Origin of the sequence: Dinoroseobacter sp. S375 (genome assembly GCF_049800775.1) — a bacterium.
In the GTDB taxonomy this organism is placed as follows: Bacteria; Pseudomonadota; Alphaproteobacteria; order Rhodobacterales; family Rhodobacteraceae; genus Dinoroseobacter.
On sequence record NZ_JBNAFR010000003.1, the window covers coordinates 257,494 to 273,247 of the forward strand.

Below are 15,754 nucleotides of genomic sequence, written 5' to 3' on the forward strand. Positions count from 1 at the left end.
GACGCGTAAATAACGGCCCCCCGTGTGTACTAGCCTTTAGGTGATTGTGAATGTCGACGTTAACAGAAAGCATAAGTTCCGGTCGCGACCGGCTGCCAGTTAATTTACCCGGGCTGTTGTCATTTGGGCTTCTTCTGGCTGTCTCCGTCCCGATTTTCTGGATGGGGTTCGTCTCGTTGTTCAACGCATGGGGCACGCCTGAATACAGTCATGGACCCCTGATCCCGCTGATTTCTCTGTATCTCTTCCTGCGTGAGTTGCGGGACAAGCCGCATGCGCCCGAGGGCGAATCCAAGAAGAGATGGCCAGGGATCCTTGTGATTGCCTTTGGCCTTCTGATTGCCTTTGCCGGAAACCTGGCGCGTATCCCGGATATCATCACCTATGGCTTTATCATCTGGACCGGCGGCGTTGTCCTGACCGTGTTCGGCTGGAAACAGGGTATCCGTCATCAATTGCCTGTCTTCCATCTGGTCTTCATGCTGCCGCTGCCGCAATTCGTGTACTGGCAAATGACGATGTTCCTGCAGGGCATCTCATCCGTCGTTGGGGTCTGGTTCGTGCAACTCGCCGGCGTGCCGGTGTTCCTTGAAGGGAACATTATCGATCTCGGCGTCTACAAGTTGCAGGTGGCGGAGGCATGCTCGGGTCTGCGTTACCTCTTCCCGATCCTGTCGTTTTCCTATCTCTTTGCGATACTGTATCGGGGACCCTACTGGCACAAGGCGGTACTCCTGCTGATGGCAGCCCCTCTCGCGGTATTCATGAATTCGGTCCGGATCGGCATCATCGGTGTGATGGTCAACTCCTATGGCATCCAGCATGCGGAAGGGTTCATGCACTTCTTTGAGGGCTGGGTCATCTTTGGCTCCTGTATCGCGATCCTCTTCCTGATGGCGATTGCCCTGCAACGCCTGACCCCGAACCCTCTGCCGCTCAGCGAGGCGATTGATCTCGATTTCAACGGGCTTGGCGCCGTCAGCGCGCGCATCCTGTCGATCCCGAACTCTGTTGCGATGATGGTTGGTACGGGGATTGCTGTGGTGACCACAGCGCTGTTCATTGCCATCAATCCCGGTCCGGCCCCGGCAATCGAACGGGATCCGTTCGCGATCTTTCCCCGCCAGATCTCTGAGTGGCGGGGCGTGCAGGTCCCGCTCGACACCCAGATCGAACAGGTGTTGGGGGCAGATGACTACATCAACGCCAACTATGTGAACCGGGAAACCGAAGATACGATCAACTTCTTTGTGGCCTTCTATCACAATCAGACCGAGGGCAGCGGGATCCACTCGCCGGAGGTTTGCCTCCCTGCCGGCGGATGGGAGGTGTTCAGCCTCGACCCGTACGAAGTGTCCTTGCCTGAAACGTCCTATGGTACGTTTAATCTGAACCGCGCGGTCATCCAGAAGGGGCTCTCCAAGCAGCTGGTCTATTATTGGTTCGAGCAGCGCGGCGAGCGCTTTACCAATGACTACTCCGCCAAAGCCGCCGTCGTGTATGATGGCATCTTCGAAGGTCGGACCGATGGCGCGATGGTGCGCTTCGTGACCCCGATCCGCGGTGGCGAACCGGAGAGTGCGGCAGACGCCCGTCTCAAGAGCTTCATGGAGGAAACTCTGGTTAAGCTTCCGAGGTTTGTTCCACTTTGAAGTCCAGCGGATTGCATCTAGGGTGTTCATCAGGCGCTAGGTCCTGATGAGCATCCAGATGAACGAGACGAGTAGACCATCACCCGCTCATACCATCCAAACGGGCTCATCTGACCTCAAAGCTTCCAAGAGCCCGGCTGCGACGGCGATGCTCGTGCCCTGCGTGATAATCGCGATTTGCGTGCTGGTTGAGGCGATTTTTCAGATCGCCAATCTCGGTCTGATCGACCATCCGCGCCTGCGGGCCGAAGTGCTCGAGTATCTTGCCTTCTGGCCCGGTCTGCTGCGTAGCTGGCAGGCAAACTACTCCCTCCAGCCTTATGCGATGTTCTTTTCTTACGGGTTCCTGCACGGCGGGCTGCTGCATCTCTTGCTGAACATGGTCACGCTCTATTCCCTGTCCAAGGCGGTCATCCAGCGGGTCGGAACAGTCAAGTTCATCGCACTTTACACGGTGGCCATTCTCGGCGGCGCGGTGGGCTACTGGCTCCTCACGTCCAGCCTTCGTCCGATGGTGGGTGCGTCCGGGGCGCTTTTTGGCCTCGCCGGTGCGATCGTCGCCTGGGACTATCTCGACCGTTACCTGTTCTCCGAGGGGTTGCTGCCGGTGCTCAGAACCGTGCTTTTTCTTATCGGATTAAACCTGGCCTTGTGGTGGGCGATGGACGGACAGCTGGCTTGGGAGACCCATCTCGGCGGTTTCGTCGCCGGGTGGATCATGGCCATGCTGCTGGATCCGACGGGGCGACCGCCGCCCGAAAGCGACGCTCAGTAATCTCGTTCGAAAAACAGGCCGATGCTACTGTTATCGGTACCTGCGGTCCCCCGCGCAGTGAGTGAATCCGTCAGCTCAACGTTCAGGTCGATCTCGGTCTCGCCTTCATTGTTGATATTCACATTGGTGTAGACGTCGTCAGAGATGTACTTGCCCAAACGCAGGTTGGTCTGACCGTCATCTTCGGTCGTCAGGTCCAGATCATCGAGACCCGCCTCCTCGCGTAGGGCGTTGAAGAACCCGAGCCCGGTGCCGTTGCGCGCGGCCACCAGCGAGTTTGCGAGCTGCAGAGCCTGAAGCGGGCTCAGTCCCGAAACCTCGGAGTCAAACAGAAGCCGCGACAGCACTTCGTCCTCGGGGAGGGTCGGTGTGGACTCAAAACTGATCTCGGGCTCATCGGCCGGGCCGGAAATGATCGCGGCAACCTCGTAGTCGTCGGTCTCGGTGCTCGCAACGAAGCGGATATCCGGCACGATCGACGCCGTCAGCAGGATCTCCCCTTCGGTCAGGTCCAGCCGCTGGCCAAGAATATCGAGCCGACCACGCTGCAGCTCAAACTCGCCGACAGGGCGCGGATTTGCGGAGGTTCCGGAAATCTCGACACTGCCGCCCAGTTCGGCGTCGAGACCAAACCCTCGGACGAAAATCCGTGTGGGAGAATTGATAAAGAGGTCAAGGCCGAGCACGGGGCCGCCTGCCCCACCGGCTGAGGCGGGCTCTGGTTGCGCGGCCAGCCCGGCATGGGAAAGCGTCCGTTCAACGCCCTGTGGCGCGCCGACATGGCGAACCCCTTCCAGGGTGCCAACTGTACCGCCGCCATCCGGAATGCGGATTTCGGTTTCGGCGAGGTTGATTTCGCCAGACAGGACCGCACCACCGGTGAGCGGTCCGTCGAGGGCAATCGCGCCATCGATCCGGGTGGCGAGAAAGCCCTGCAGTGCAAAGCGCAACCTGTCGATATCGATGTCGAGCGCGGCTTGCTGTGGAGGGGTGAGGCCCAGCGATCCACCCAGCGAGATACGCCCGCCCCGGTTGCCGCGCCCAGAAAGGTCGAGGGTTGTGGTGCTGCGTTCAAGACCGATCGTACCGCCCAACTGTTCCAGCGCGAAGCCGACGGTTGGGTCGGCCACGCGCCCATTTTCCACCCGCAAGGTCGCGGTCACCGCATCGAGCCCAAAGGGTCCATTAACCGACACGTTGAACCCAATGGCGCCGCTTGCCGTTCGGGGCGACAGGAAGGGCTGCGCGAGTTCCATCCGAACAGTCCCGTCCAGAGTCAGATCTGCTGTCGCGAAATCCTCGGCAACCGAGCCGCCGACATTCAGCCGCAAGCCGGCTGGTCCGGATCCGCTGCCATCGACGGTATAGCCCCCTGCGCCACTGCGCACGGTGCCGGAAAACTCGGCGGCACCGGGAAAGCCCGGCACGATGCGCGCCAGCGAATCCAGTGCAAGCGCGATGTCGAGGTCCGTTTGCGCGTTGCTGCCGCCGCCAGTCGCCGACAGGTTCAGCGCTTCGGTTTCTATGAGGGCCTGGCGGATCGAGATCCCGTCCGTGTCCCGTGCCCCCGAAAAGGCAAGATCTGCGCGCCCGCCCAACAGGTTGTCTGCCTCGGCGATCCCGGTCTTCAGGTCGCGACCTTGTCCCGAAACTTCCAGATCGAACATCCCGCTCAACAGGGTAGCGGTCCCGCTCAGGTCCAGATCCACCGCGCCTTGCAGCGCCTGCCCCGTCAGAGCCGCAAAGCGTGACAGGTTTGGCGCAGAGAGCGCGATACCCCCCTCGAAATCCACGCCTTCTGCGAGGTTTGCGAACATCCCGTCGAGGGATAGTTCCACATCCCCAGCCGCAATCGCGGCTTCGGAAATGGTCAGAGGGGCTTCCTTCTGCCAGTCGAAGGTCGCGTTGAAGGCCACCTCGTCCCCGGCGGCCTGTTGAAGTTTCGGATCCCCCAGGACCACCCCATCCGCACCACCACTCAGACGTCCGGAGACGGCCCCGAGGGTTTCCCCTTCGGGCAGGGTCAGCTCCCCCGCGCCGCGAAGATCGACGCTTTCAATCTCGAACGCGCCTTGTTGCAGATCGGACATGGCGATCACTGCGGACCAGGTCGACGCCGCCGTGCGATCGTAGGAAACGTTGACATAGGCCGATGTTAGCTCGGTTGGAGTTCCCGGAATCGGCAGGCGCACGGGGGTCCCTTCGGCGGCCGCCAGACGGGCGACGAGGGTGATCTGTTCGGGCCATTTTGTTTCCGATAGGGCCAGCCGCGTGCGCATGTTGAAGAGTGAGCTCTGCAAATGCAGCCGCGGGACACTGATCGCACCATTGGCAAAGAGCACAGTTTCGAAGTCGAGGCCGGTTTCCGGGCCGAAGAAGCCCTTAATGTCCTCGGTGACCAGAGGCCGGATATCGCCCGACAGCTTGGCCTGTATGGTCCGGTCGACGCCCTCCGCGCCCTCGGCCTCAGCCGCCAGAAGGCGCACGATCCCGCCCAGCCGCGTGCTGTCGGCTGTGTCGAACCGAACATCTGCTTCGAAATCCGACAGCAGCCCCCGCCCGGTGACCGCCAGCTCCAGCGCCGGTGCCCCGGGTATCCCGGTCCTGCGCGACAGCAAACCGCCTTCGCGCCCCTTCGCGTCGAGGATCACGACAAGCTCTTCGCTGCTGTTCTCGAAACTTGCGTTGAGGTTGAGCAGCGTCCCGTCCACATCGGTCCGTTCCAGATCGAGCGCAATGGCACCGTTGCCATTGGCCAGGGTCAGCCCGCCGACCAGTTTCGCAACAACCTGTTCGCCGAAAATGGCCTCTTCGAGCACAATCTCCTCGGCTGCGATGCGCTCGATTTCAACCGAGACGGGCAGTTCCGGCAACTGAAACTTGAAAGGCTCGGCTTCGGCGCTGGGCAGTTCCGGATCCTCAGGCGCTGCGGCGGGCAGGCGGAGCAGGGTGATCCGAGCGGCGGCCAACTCATTGGCACGTATACGGCCTCGCAACAGCGCCGTGCGGGTCCAGTCCAGTTTCGCATCCTCGATGATCATCCAGGGGCCATTGGGATCGGCGAAGGTCAGGCGTTCGATCGTAGCCGTCGAAGACAGTGCGCCGCTTAGCCCGTCGACGGTGACTTCCAGGGTATCGCTGGACAGGCTGCGTTCGAGAAGCCCTTCGAGACCGCCCTTTTTATCCTGTGCGATTGCGCTCAGAGGCAGCCAGATCAGGCAGGCGAGAGTAATCAGAAATCGTATCAAAACGCTTGCCCCAGGCCGAAGTAGAATTGCACGCCGTCATCGGTGTCGCCGCCGACCGGAGCGGCGATATCCACCCGGATCGGGCCGACGGGCGTGTCGTAGCGCAGGCCAATCCCTGCGCCGCTATGGCTGTCACCGCTGCCCGTGAACACGTCTCCATCCGTGATCAGACCGTAATCGAAGAACCCGACCGCCCCGATGGCGTCGGTGAAGCGATAGCGTGCCTCGAGAGAGAGCCCGGCGAAGCCCTCGCCGCTGGACAGGCTGCCATTGCGTTCAACGCCAAGGGATTCAAAGGGTTGACCGCGTACAGTGCCGCCCCCGCCCGAGAAGAACAGATAGGATTCCGGAACCGATCCCGAGGTTGCGCCAAAGACGCTGCCCAATTGCCCGCGCACGGACAGGGTCAGGGCGTCATCCTCTATAAAGGACTTGTAGTACCGCGCATCCAGTGTCGAGCGGACCCCGTCATCCGCATCACGCTCTCCGACAAAGGGGAAGACCTCGCCGCTGATGAACGTCCCGGCGCGGGCATCGGTGACGATGTCGCGGGTGTCATAGGTCGCGCCGACCGGCGTGCCGAAGATGCGGAAACGCCGCTTGCCGGGCTTCAGGTCGGTCTTGGTGGCCGAAAGCCGGATCCCACCATAGAGGAACAGCTCGTCGCTCAGCCGATAGTTGAACCCCGTGTCGAAGGTCAGGATGTCTTCGCGAAAGGTCGAGTTCGCCTCGCGCGAGATGTCCAGAGAGGCTCGGAAATCGGCCTCGGGGGCAAAGACCGCCGGGCGCAGGAAGGAAACTCCAAACGTGTATTCGAGCTCCTTGCCGTCTTCGAGCTGCTGGGTCAGGTCGGCGTCAAAGCGCAGCCGTTCCCCGCCTCCCAACAGATTGCGGTGGAACCAGAAACCCGAAACCGAGATGCCATCGCTGCTGCCGATTTCGGCGCCAAAGCCAAGGCGGCGCGGCTTTTCTTCCTGTAACTCCACGATGACGTCGATGGTGTCGTCGGGGTTCGGGGTCTCGGCCTCTTCCACAACGACGAAGCGAAAGGCCCCGGTACGAGAGATCCTGCGTTGGATCGTCTCGAGGCCATCATCGGTAAACAGGGCGCCCGTCGGAAAACCGGCCATGGCCCGGATGCGCTCGGTGCGGACATCCTCATTCCCGGTAATCCGCATCTCGCCAAAGGTCAGGCGTGGGCCCGGGTCGATATCGATATCCACATTCAGCGCGTTCTCACGATGGGCCGCTGTCACGCTTTGACCCGTGAGTTTCGCCTTCGCATGGCCCACATCCCGCCAGCCCTGGATCGAGGCATCTGCGGCCTGCTTGATCAACCCGCTGCGCGCCAGCACGCCGGAGCGGAAATCCTCGGGCAGTTCCGTACCCGGGGCGGTGGGATCCACGACTGCGCGCCCGAAGGTAAAGGGTTTGCCGGGCTCGATCTCGACTTGGACCGTTCCGACCGACTCCGGGATCTCGAAGGGAGAAAGCTCGGCTGCCTCGCGCCCATCCACCAGAATCGAGACAACCCCCGAGTAGTACCCGTTCCGGTACAGAACCGAGAGATAGCGTTTGTAATCCGCCTTGGCCGCGGCCACGAGATCCTGCGAGGTCGAACTCTCTTCTTCCAGAACCACGCGCACCAGTGATGCGGCTCTCAACGCGTTTGACAGGTCTTCATCGATGAAAGAGGTCGAAATCTGCAGCTCTTGGGCCTGAACGCCCGTGATGGCGACACCGGTCACCACCAAAAGTGCACCGATCCGTGCCCGCACTCGCCCCATCACCCATCCCATCGCACTCTACCTGTTCGCCTCGCTCCTGCCTCAGGCATACCCCATCGCGGCGCGCACGCAAACGGCTGAGACGGGCTGAGCGCGGGTTTAACCAACTGGTCAATAAAGGGCGCATTTGAACTGTTAGGTCCACCTTAACAGCCTGCGGGCTAAAACCGGTCTTGGGTGAAGTATAGAGGTGATGCGATGGGTGGGGACCTTCCCGCACCAGTCATCATCAAACGTAAAAAGGTTATCGCAGGCGGCGGCCACCACGGGGGTGCGTGGAAAGTTGCCTATGCGGACTTCGTGACCGCGATGATGGCCTTTTTTATGTTGATGTGGCTGCTGAATGCAACGACCGAAAAACAACGTAAGGGAATCGCGGATTACTTCAATCCAACGATCCCGGTGAACCGGATCTCTGGCGGTGGCGAGGGGATGTTCGGGGGGGATAACATCTTCTCCGAGATGACTTTGGCACGCAGTGGCACGGGCGGCACCGACCGGACCAATGGGTCGGCATCGGCCCGCGCCGATGCGGAAGCCGAGGGCGCACGCCTGCAGGCTTTGTCAGAGGATCTGTTGGGGTTGAGCGGCGAGAGCGACGTGGCCGAGCAGCTCAAGCGCCATGTGACCACGCGGGTGACCGATCGCGGACTTGTGGTCAATCTCTATGATCAGGACGGAGCCACAGTGTTTGTGCCCGGCGGGAATGAGCTCACGCCTTTGGGCACCGCGCTGCTTCTGGTCGTGGCGGAGGTCTTCAAGGTGGTGGACAATGGCCTGACGGTCACCGGACATGTGCCGAGTCGCCCCGTGGTTCTGCGCGAAAACGATGTCTGGGAAGTCTCGACAGAGCGGGCGCATGTCGCGCGCAAGTCGCTTCAGGAGGCCGGATTCCCGGCGGAGCGGATTGTCATGGTCTCGGGGCAGGCAGATCGCAAGCCGAAAGCTTATCCAGATATATCAATTCAAAACAACAGGTTGGAGATTGTCTTGCTGCGTTCGAGCCATTCCAAGTAAAAAAGAAGGCCAAATTAGGGCGCCTTTAACAGCTTCGGTTCCAAGTTCCGATCATCGGAGTCGATGCTGCAGAAAGGCGCACAATGACTATTTCTTCTTCTTTGAATGCGGGTGTTGCCGGACTTAATGCGAATGCGACGCGTCTGGCGACCATCTCGGACAATATCGCGAATTCGTCCACCTATGGCTACAAGCGGGCCGAGGCGGATTTCCAGTCCATGGTTATCACGGACAATGGCAGCGGCAGTTATTCTGCCGGTGGTGTCCGGGCCACGACCACACGTGTGATTGACGAACGAGGGCCCTTGGTCGCGACGTCAAATTCCACCGACCTTGCCGTTGCGGGCAGTGGCATGTTGCCCGTGACCACGATGGCTGCGGTGGAAAACCCGAATGGAAACTACCCTCTCAATCTGATGACGACGGGCTCGTTCAGTCCGAATGAGGATGGGTATCTGACAACGGCAACGGGTATGGTCCTCATGGGATGGCCTGCGGATCCGGATGGAACGGTCCCGGACTTCCCGCGGGATACTGTCGCCGGGCTTGAACCGATCGAGGTGACCTACAACCAGTTTGCCGGCGATCCGACGACGCTGATGGATCTGAACATCAACCTGCCTGCGGATGCAACCAAGGCCGATTCCGGGGCTGAGCCGATCATCATGCCGATGGAGTATTTCGGCAATCTCGGGACCTCCGAGACCCTGACCGCCACCTATACGCCGACTATTCCGGCGTCTGGGGCATCGAATACCTGGACCTTGTCGATCACGGATTCCGCATCCGACGGGGCTGTGATTGCCGAGTTCGAGTTGGTCTTCAACACGGGCCGCGACACAGGCGGTAGCCTGGCATCTGTAACGGCGCTCTCCGGTGGTTCCTACAACGACACGGAAGGTACTCTGGATCTGACCGTGGCAGGTGGCCCGATCTCTCTGGAGATTGGCGGACTTGGCGGGTCTGGCGTTCCGACCAAGATGACGCAACTGTCCGATACCTACTCCAGCGATTACGACAAGAACGGGACACCTGTGGGTGGGCTCACAGGAGTGCGTGTGGATGAGAACGGGATGGTGAATGCCATCTATGACAACGGGGCTACGCGGACGATTTACCAGATTCCGCTCGTTGATGTGCCCAACCCCAACGGTCTGATGTCGAAAGACAATCAGGCGTACTCGGTCTCTTCCGACAGCGGCGCCTTCTTCCTCTATGACGCAGGAGATGGTCCGACCGGAGACATCGTGGGGTTCGCTCTGGAGGAATCCACAGCGGATGTCGCGGGTGAACTGACCCGGTTGATCACGACGCAACGAGCCTATTCCTCGAACGCGAAGATCATTCAGACCGTTGACGAGATGTTGCAGGAAACGACCAACATCAAACGCTGATAATCATCGGAAAAGGACCCTTCCATGTCCGTCACGACTGCTCTCAACAACGCGCTTTCTGGCCTCACGGCGGCCAGCAAGGCCGCGTCCATGGTGTCCGCGAACATCGCCAATGCGAATACCGAAGGCTACGGCGTGCGCGAAATGGAGCTGTCCTCTGCGTCGCTTGGCGGCCAGGGGGCCGGGGTCAGGGTCGATGGCGTGTCCCGAAGCGTGGACGAACGCGTTCTCGCGGATCGTCGCGCTGCGGATGCCGCCTTCGCCAATGCGGCAACGCAAGCCAGCTACTATGCGAGCGTCGAAGCCGCGATTGGCCTGCCCGGCGATGCCGGATCTCTGTCGTCCGAGCTTGCCAAGTTTGACGCGGCATTGATCGAGGCGGCGAGCCGTCCGGACTCGGACGCGCGGCTGTCGAGTGCGGTTGCCGCAGCAGACAGTCTGGCAACGACATTGCGGGATCTTAGCGACGGTATCCAAGCCGAACGTCTGGAGGCTGAAAAGCAGATCGCCTCTCAGGTGGACGTTTTGAACACGTCGCTGTCTCAGATTGAAGACCTGAACAAGGAGATCCAACGCCAGGTCTCCAATGGGAATGACGCTCTTGCGCTCATGGACCAGCGCCAACTCCTGATTGATCAGGTCGCTAGCATCGTACCCGTGAATGTTGTCGATCGGGATTTTGGACAGGTTGCGCTTATCTCCGATGGGGGCGGGGTCTTGCTCGATGGGCGTGCGGCGGAGTTTGTCTTCGAGGATGTCGGAGCGATCGTGCCCGACATGACCGTGGAGGGCGGTGGGCTCAACTATATCGAAATGAACGGAAACCCGGTTGATACGAGTACGAGTATCAATCCGTTGAAGGGGGGATCTCTTGAGGCCCTCTTCGAGGTTCGCGATGAATTGGCGGTATCGGCCCAGCAGGATGTCGATGCGGTTGCAAGAGACCTGATCGAACGCTTTGCCGATCCCGCTATTGACCCGACGCTGGCGCCTGGGGATCCCGGGCTCTTTACGGATGATGGGACTGCGTTTGACATCAGCACGGAGACGGGGCTTGCTGGGCGCATTTCGATCAACGCCCTTGTGGACCCGGATCAAGGAGGCGAATCCTGGAGGCTCCGTGCCGGGCTTGGCGCGACGTCCCCCGGAGAGGCAGGTGCGGGCACCATCCTCTTGTCATTGTCAGACGCGTTGAATGACCCGCGCGTGACATCCTCGGGGTCGTTCTCTTCTGTTCCGCGCTCTGCATCTGAGCTGGCCAGCGACTTTCTCTCCAAGATCGGGACTGCGCGCCAAGCCTCCGACGGAGAGGTCGCCTACACATCCGCAAAGTGGGAAGCGCTTCGGACGCTTGAACTCGAACGCGGGGTGGATACGGATCAGGAGCTGCAGAAACTTCTGGTTATCGAAGATGCCTACGCGGCGAATGCGCGTGTTATTCAAACTGTCGACGAGATGCTCGACTTGCTCCTGAGGATCTGACCATGATTTCGACCTCCATCGGTGATCTCGCGCAAACCATGTCCAACCGCATGCAGATGACGCGCTTGAAGAGCAATCTCGGTACCCTGACCTACGAAATGTCGTCGGGGAAGAAAGAGGATATCGCCTCCGAGGTGCGCGGCGAATTCAGCGCGGTCTCCGCGCTCGAGGGGTCCCTGAAAACACTGGCAGCCTATGAGAACTCCGTGACCGAAGGCGTTCTGCTGTTTGACACAGCTCAGGCGTCCCTGACATTGATCAACGATTTGACCGTTGAAGCTGGTCCCAACCTCATTCTTTCGGGCGAAGTGTCTGATCCCGCTATGCTCAAAGCGGCCGGAGAGGATGCCGAGCAGAAGCTGGCAACCATTGTTTCCGCGTTGAACGTCTCCGTATCCGGGCGCGCGATCTTTGGTGGGGCGGCGACGGATGGATCGCCTTTGATTGCTGCTGAGGAGATCATGAATGAACTTACCGCCCTCGTTGCGGGTGCGCCAACGCCGGCAGATGCGCTCGCGATCGTAGATAGCTGGTTTTCGGATGCGGGGGGAGGTTTTGAAACCCTCGCTTATCAGGGGTCTGCCGATCCCATGACCGCAATCCCGGTCGGGCCCGATGAGCGGCTTGCCCAGAGTATCACAGCGGCGGATCCGGCTATTCGCGAGGTGATGTCGTCCTTTGCAAGTGCGGCGCTCGTGGCCAGAGGCGCGTTCGACGGTGATGCGCAACTGCAGGCGGACCTGATTGGTGCTGCCGGTGAAGCGATGCTCAGTTCCGAAACCGGGTTGTCGGTGATCCAAGCTGAGCTCGGGGCGCAACAGGCGTTTCTGGATGGCGTCAGCGGTCGCCTGGATACGCAGAAGAGCACGTACCAGATGGCGCTGAACGAGATTTACGCCGCAGACCCTTATGAAGTCGCGACTCAACTCGAAGCCGTCGCGCTGCAACTTGAGACGACGTATGCGGTGACATCGCGTCTCAGCAGTCTTTCGATGACCGAGTATCTGCGATGATCAGGTCTCTTTTGTCCTGGCTTTTGTGCCTCTGCCTCGCCACGCAGAGCTTCGCAACGCCTATCCGTCTCAAGGACCTGGTTGAGTTTGATGGCGTCAGAGGGAACGATCTTGTCGGCTATGGCCTCGTGGTCGGGCTCAATGGAACGGGGGACGGCATTCGAAACGCGCCGTTCACCGAAGAGATACTGGGAAACATTCTGGAGCGTCTGGGCGTAAATGTCTCGGGCGAGCAGTTCCGTCCCAAGAATGTCGCAGCCGTGATCGTGACGGCCGAGTTGCCGCCCTTCGCACGCGCGGGCAGTCAGATTGACGTCACCGTTTCGGCGATTGGCGACGCCAAAAGTCTGCTCGGCGGTACGCTGATCATGACACCTATGAACGCCGCTGACGGGGAGATCTATGCGGTTGCTCAAGGTACCATCATTGCTGGCGGGGAATCAGCCCGTGGCGGCAATGAAGAGATCGTTACGGGGGTTCCGACGGCAGGGGTCATTCCATCCGGCGCCCGCGTCGAGCGGGAAGTCGATTTCGAGTTTGGCGAGCTGACTTCCTTGCGGTTGGCCCTGCGTGCACCTGATTTCACGACGGCCTCGCGGATTGAGACCGCTATCAATGCCTTCTTCGAAAGGCAGGTGGCGCTGATGCTCGATGCGGGTACCGTGGAGATCGATATCGCACGAACACGTCTACGGTCCGCCGCACACGCAATCGGACGCATCGAAAACATCCTTGTGGAGCCTGAGTTGCGCGCGCGTGTGGTGGTGGATCAACGCTCCGGCACCATCGTGATGGGGGAAGATGTCCGTGTCTCTCGCGTCGCGGTGTCTCAGGGAAACCTGACCATTCGGATCGAGGATCGTCCGGTGATTGCGGTGCCAAACCCCTTCTCGACTGCGGACACGATTGTCGTCCCCAGGCAGGAAGTGGAGCTTGACCGTGAGCCAGGCATTGGGCTTGCTGAAGTTCAGGAAGGCACAAATCTGTCTGAAGTCATTGCAGGCCTGAACGCGCTGGGCGTTGCCCCGAGAGACATGATCGATATCCTGAAAAGCATCAAAGCCGCCGGTGCGCTCCACGCGGAGTTCCTGGTGCGCTAAGTTGAAGCGTCGCGGACTTCGACGAATTGTGCGCGCTGAGCAAGACCTTGGAAAAGATCGCTTTCCGTACCAGTCAGCCAGGCCTGTGCACCTAATGTGCAAATCTCATCGTAAAGTGCCAGCTGCCTCTCATGGTCAAGATGCGCAGATACCTCGTCGAGCAGGACCAATGGTGGCGATGCGTTCATGGACCGCAATGAACGAACCACTGCGAGGATCAAAGAAATCAGAAGTGCTTTCTGTTCTCCTGTCGAGCAGTCTTGGGCGAGCATCCCTTTTGCCGAGTAAAGGGCTGTCAGGTCATCGCGATGCGGTCCGGTAAGTGTGCGACCAGCCAGCAGATCCCGATTTCGACCCGACTGCAGGGCATCCTTTAGGCGCGCGCCCTCCGCAAGAACGCGACCCCCATCCGGGCCAGCCAGTCCGAGTCCGGCCGAAGGAAAGCAGTCATTGGTCTCATCTTGAGCCTTGGTAATCCGATCCAGCGTGTCCAATCGGTTGGCGACGATCTGTGCGCCGGAATGCGCCATCCGGTCTTCGAGCGCGTCATACCAATGGGGATCCCGGGCCCCGTCTTTGAGCAGCCGGTTGCGATCGCGCATGGCCTTTTCGTAGCTCAGAACTGATTTTCCGTGATCTGGTCGGAAGTTCAGCGTGAGGCGGTCCAAAAACCGGCGTCGCCCCTCGGCAGCTTCGGTCCACAGGCGATCCATTGCCGGAACGAGCCAGACCACGGGCACCAACGCGCCAAGCGCAATCTGCGGCTTCGCTTTGCCATCAATCCGGACGTTACGGGCTACGGCATCTTCGCTGCCGGTTTCCACTACATGGTGGTCTTGGCCCTTCGACACATGCGCGGTGATCTTCCAACCAATGGCTTCGGGCTGACGGGCCAGCTGATTGGATTTTGCCCTGCGCAGTCCACGACCCGGAGACAACAGGCTAAGCGCCTCAAGTATGTTGGTTTTACCCGCGCCATTTGGCCCATAGAGGACCACCGGGCCTGGCTCCAAATCCAGCTTGAGCGATTTGTGGGATCGAAAATGGGAAAGGTGAAGATGCTCGACCGCTAGCTTCGCCACACGCGATCACACCCGCATGGGCATAACGACGTAGACTGCTGAAGAATCGCCGCCTTCGCGCATCATCGTAGGGTCAGCGGCGGAGTTGAAAAGAAACACGGCGTTCTCACGATCAACCTGGCTTGCAATCTCCAGAAGGTATTTCGCATTGAAACCGATCTCGAGCCGCTCATCGCCATAGGCCACAGCAAGCTCCTCTTCAGCGGCGCCGCTATCGGGGGCGTTGACCGACAAGACCAGACGATCTTCGTCCAGGGCCAGCTTCACAGCACGAGACCGTTCGGAACTAACCGTCGCCACACGATCTACAGCCTTGGCAAACTCAGAGGCATCCACTTCGAGTTTGCGCGAATTCCCCATGGGAATGACCCGGGTGTAATCGGGGAAGGTGCCATCGATCACCTTGGAGGTGAGCGTAATCTCGGGGGTCGCGAAACGGACTTTCGTTTCAGATACGGACACGGCGATCTGCGCGTCATCGTCTTCCAGGAGTTTGCGAAGCTCTCCCACGGTCTTGCGGGGGACGATCACGCCCGGCATTGTCTCGGCCGCATCCGGCAAGTCCGTATCGATGCGCGCCAGCCGGTGTCCATCTGTTGCCACACAGCGCAGGCAGCGACCATCCTCGCCATCCGCGACATGCATGTACACACCGTTGAGATAGTAACGGGTTTCTTCGGTCGAAATCGCGAATTTGGACTTTTCGAACAGCCGCCTCAGAACCTTCGCGGGCGCCGAGAAGTTGCTCGTATATTCCGCCGTTGTCATCACGGGGAAATCTTCGCGGGGCAGGGTCGCGAGCGAGAAGTTCGACCGTCCGGCGACAACTTCCAGCCGTCCCTTGGCACTGTCATCGATCAGTTGGACAAGCGCACCATCCGGGAGTTTCCGGACAATTTCGTGCAGTGTCACGGCCGGCACGGTCGTCGCCCCCGCGCGCTCAACCTGGGCAGAGACCCGATCCACCACCTCGATATCCAGATCCGTGGCGCGAAAGCTTACGGCATCGCCCTCGGCCTCGATCAGCACATTCGCTAGGATCGGAATGGTGTTGCGCCGCTCGACAACCGATTGCGCCTGGCTAACGGCCCTAAGAAGAGTGGCCCGCTCGATGCTGATTTTCATAGCGTTGTCCTATGCCCCCCGGGAGCGCTCGAGCCTAAGCATTCTTGCAAAGTGCTCAAGCGCTAAATGCGAACTTCCA

General features: G+C 60.2%; 11 protein-coding genes. 7 read left to right on the plus strand and 4 right to left on the minus strand.

Annotation, left to right across the window (positions count from 1 at the left end; translation table 11 throughout):
• Positions 1 to 50 precede the first annotated feature (50 nt).
• Both xrtD and ACP150_RS09085 read left to right on the plus strand, forming a co-directional pair.
• Entirely contained in the window at positions 51 to 1,652 is a 1,602-nt protein-coding gene (gene xrtD / locus ACP150_RS09080; RefSeq protein WP_424966278.1) for a VPLPA-CTERM-specific exosortase XrtD, read from the plus strand.
• Between the two features lie 46 nt (positions 1,653 to 1,698).
• Positions 1,699 to 2,427 (plus strand): rhomboid family intramembrane serine protease, encoded by a 729-nt coding sequence (locus ACP150_RS09085; RefSeq protein WP_424966279.1) that lies wholly within the window; start codon positions 1,699 to 1,701, stop codon positions 2,425 to 2,427.
• Here the strand turns inward: ACP150_RS09085 and ACP150_RS09090 are convergent.
• Positions 2,421 to 5,675 (minus strand): translocation/assembly module TamB domain-containing protein, encoded by a 3,255-nt coding sequence (locus ACP150_RS09090; protein WP_424966280.1) that lies wholly within the window; start codon positions 5,673 to 5,675, stop codon positions 2,421 to 2,423. The genes ACP150_RS09085 and ACP150_RS09090 overlap by 7 nt on opposite strands.
• A complete protein-coding gene (locus ACP150_RS09095) occupies positions 5,672 to 7,462 on the minus strand; it encodes an autotransporter assembly complex protein TamA (RefSeq protein WP_424966281.1) in 1,791 nt (596 codons plus the stop codon). The genes ACP150_RS09090 and ACP150_RS09095 overlap by 4 nt, the downstream gene beginning before the upstream one ends.
• A gap of 198 nt (positions 7,463 to 7,660) precedes the next feature.
• On the opposite strand from ACP150_RS09095, the gene ACP150_RS09100 reads away from it, so the two are divergent.
• From ACP150_RS09100 to ACP150_RS09120, 5 genes are all read left to right on the plus strand, one after another.
• Entirely contained in the window at positions 7,661 to 8,479 is an 819-nt protein-coding gene (locus tag ACP150_RS09100; protein WP_424966283.1) for a flagellar motor protein MotB, read from the plus strand.
• An 83-nt stretch (positions 8,480 to 8,562) separates the two neighbouring features.
• On the plus strand, positions 8,563 to 9,873 hold the full coding sequence (locus ACP150_RS09105; protein ID WP_424966284.1) for a flagellar hook protein FlgE: 1,311 nt from the start codon (positions 8,563 to 8,565) through the stop codon (positions 9,871 to 9,873).
• Between the two features lie 24 nt (positions 9,874 to 9,897).
• On the plus strand, positions 9,898 to 11,355 hold the full coding sequence (gene flgK / locus ACP150_RS09110) for a flagellar hook-associated protein FlgK (protein WP_424966285.1): 1,458 nt from the start codon (positions 9,898 to 9,900) through the stop codon (positions 11,353 to 11,355).
• 2 nt (positions 11,356 to 11,357) lie between these two features.
• Positions 11,358 to 12,368, plus strand: a complete 1,011-nt coding sequence (locus ACP150_RS09115; RefSeq protein ID WP_424966286.1) for a flagellin — start codon at positions 11,358 to 11,360, stop codon at positions 12,366 to 12,368.
• Positions 12,365 to 13,468: a flagellar basal body P-ring protein FlgI gene (locus tag ACP150_RS09120; protein ID WP_424966287.1), complete on the plus strand. Its 1,104-nt coding sequence runs from the start codon at positions 12,365 to 12,367 to the stop codon at positions 13,466 to 13,468. Before ACP150_RS09115 ends, ACP150_RS09120 begins: the two co-directional genes overlap by 4 nt.
• On the opposite strand, the gene recF is transcribed toward ACP150_RS09120, so the two are convergent.
• Positions 13,465 to 14,550: a DNA replication/repair protein RecF gene (recF, locus tag ACP150_RS09125; RefSeq protein ID WP_424966288.1), complete on the minus strand. Its 1,086-nt coding sequence runs from the start codon at positions 14,548 to 14,550 to the stop codon at positions 13,465 to 13,467. The two genes, ACP150_RS09120 and recF, sit on opposite strands and share 4 nt — an antisense overlap.
• Positions 14,551 to 14,556: 6 nt before the next feature.
• On the minus strand, positions 14,557 to 15,675 hold the full coding sequence (gene dnaN, locus ACP150_RS09130; RefSeq protein ID WP_424966289.1) for a DNA polymerase III subunit beta: 1,119 nt from the start codon (positions 15,673 to 15,675) through the stop codon (positions 14,557 to 14,559).
• Positions 15,676 to 15,754: the final 79 nt, after the last annotated feature.

What these genes read in the sequence shown, in the direction of transcription:
- xrtD (WP_424966278.1), top strand. Translation starts at nt 51, where the DNA reads ATGTCGACGTTAACAGAAAGCATAAGTTCCGGTCGCGACCGGCTGCCA.
- ACP150_RS09085 (WP_424966279.1), top strand. Translation starts at nt 1,699, where the DNA reads ATGAGCATCCAGATGAACGAGACGAGTAGACCATCACCCGCTCATACC.
- ACP150_RS09095 (WP_424966281.1), bottom strand. Translation starts at nt 7,462, where the DNA reads ATGGGGCGAGTGCGGGCACGGATCGGTGCACTTTTGGTGGTGACCGGT.
- ACP150_RS09100 (WP_424966283.1), top strand. Translation starts at nt 7,661, where the DNA reads ATGGGTGGGGACCTTCCCGCACCAGTCATCATCAAACGTAAAAAGGTT.
- ACP150_RS09105 (WP_424966284.1), top strand. Translation starts at nt 8,563, where the DNA reads ATGACTATTTCTTCTTCTTTGAATGCGGGTGTTGCCGGACTTAATGCG.
- flgK (WP_424966285.1), top strand. Translation starts at nt 9,898, where the DNA reads ATGTCCGTCACGACTGCTCTCAACAACGCGCTTTCTGGCCTCACGGCG.
- ACP150_RS09115 (WP_424966286.1), top strand. Translation starts at nt 11,358, where the DNA reads ATGATTTCGACCTCCATCGGTGATCTCGCGCAAACCATGTCCAACCGC.
- ACP150_RS09120 (WP_424966287.1), top strand. Translation starts at nt 12,365, where the DNA reads ATGATCAGGTCTCTTTTGTCCTGGCTTTTGTGCCTCTGCCTCGCCACG.
- dnaN (WP_424966289.1), bottom strand. Translation starts at nt 15,675, where the DNA reads ATGAAAATCAGCATCGAGCGGGCCACTCTTCTTAGGGCCGTTAGCCAG.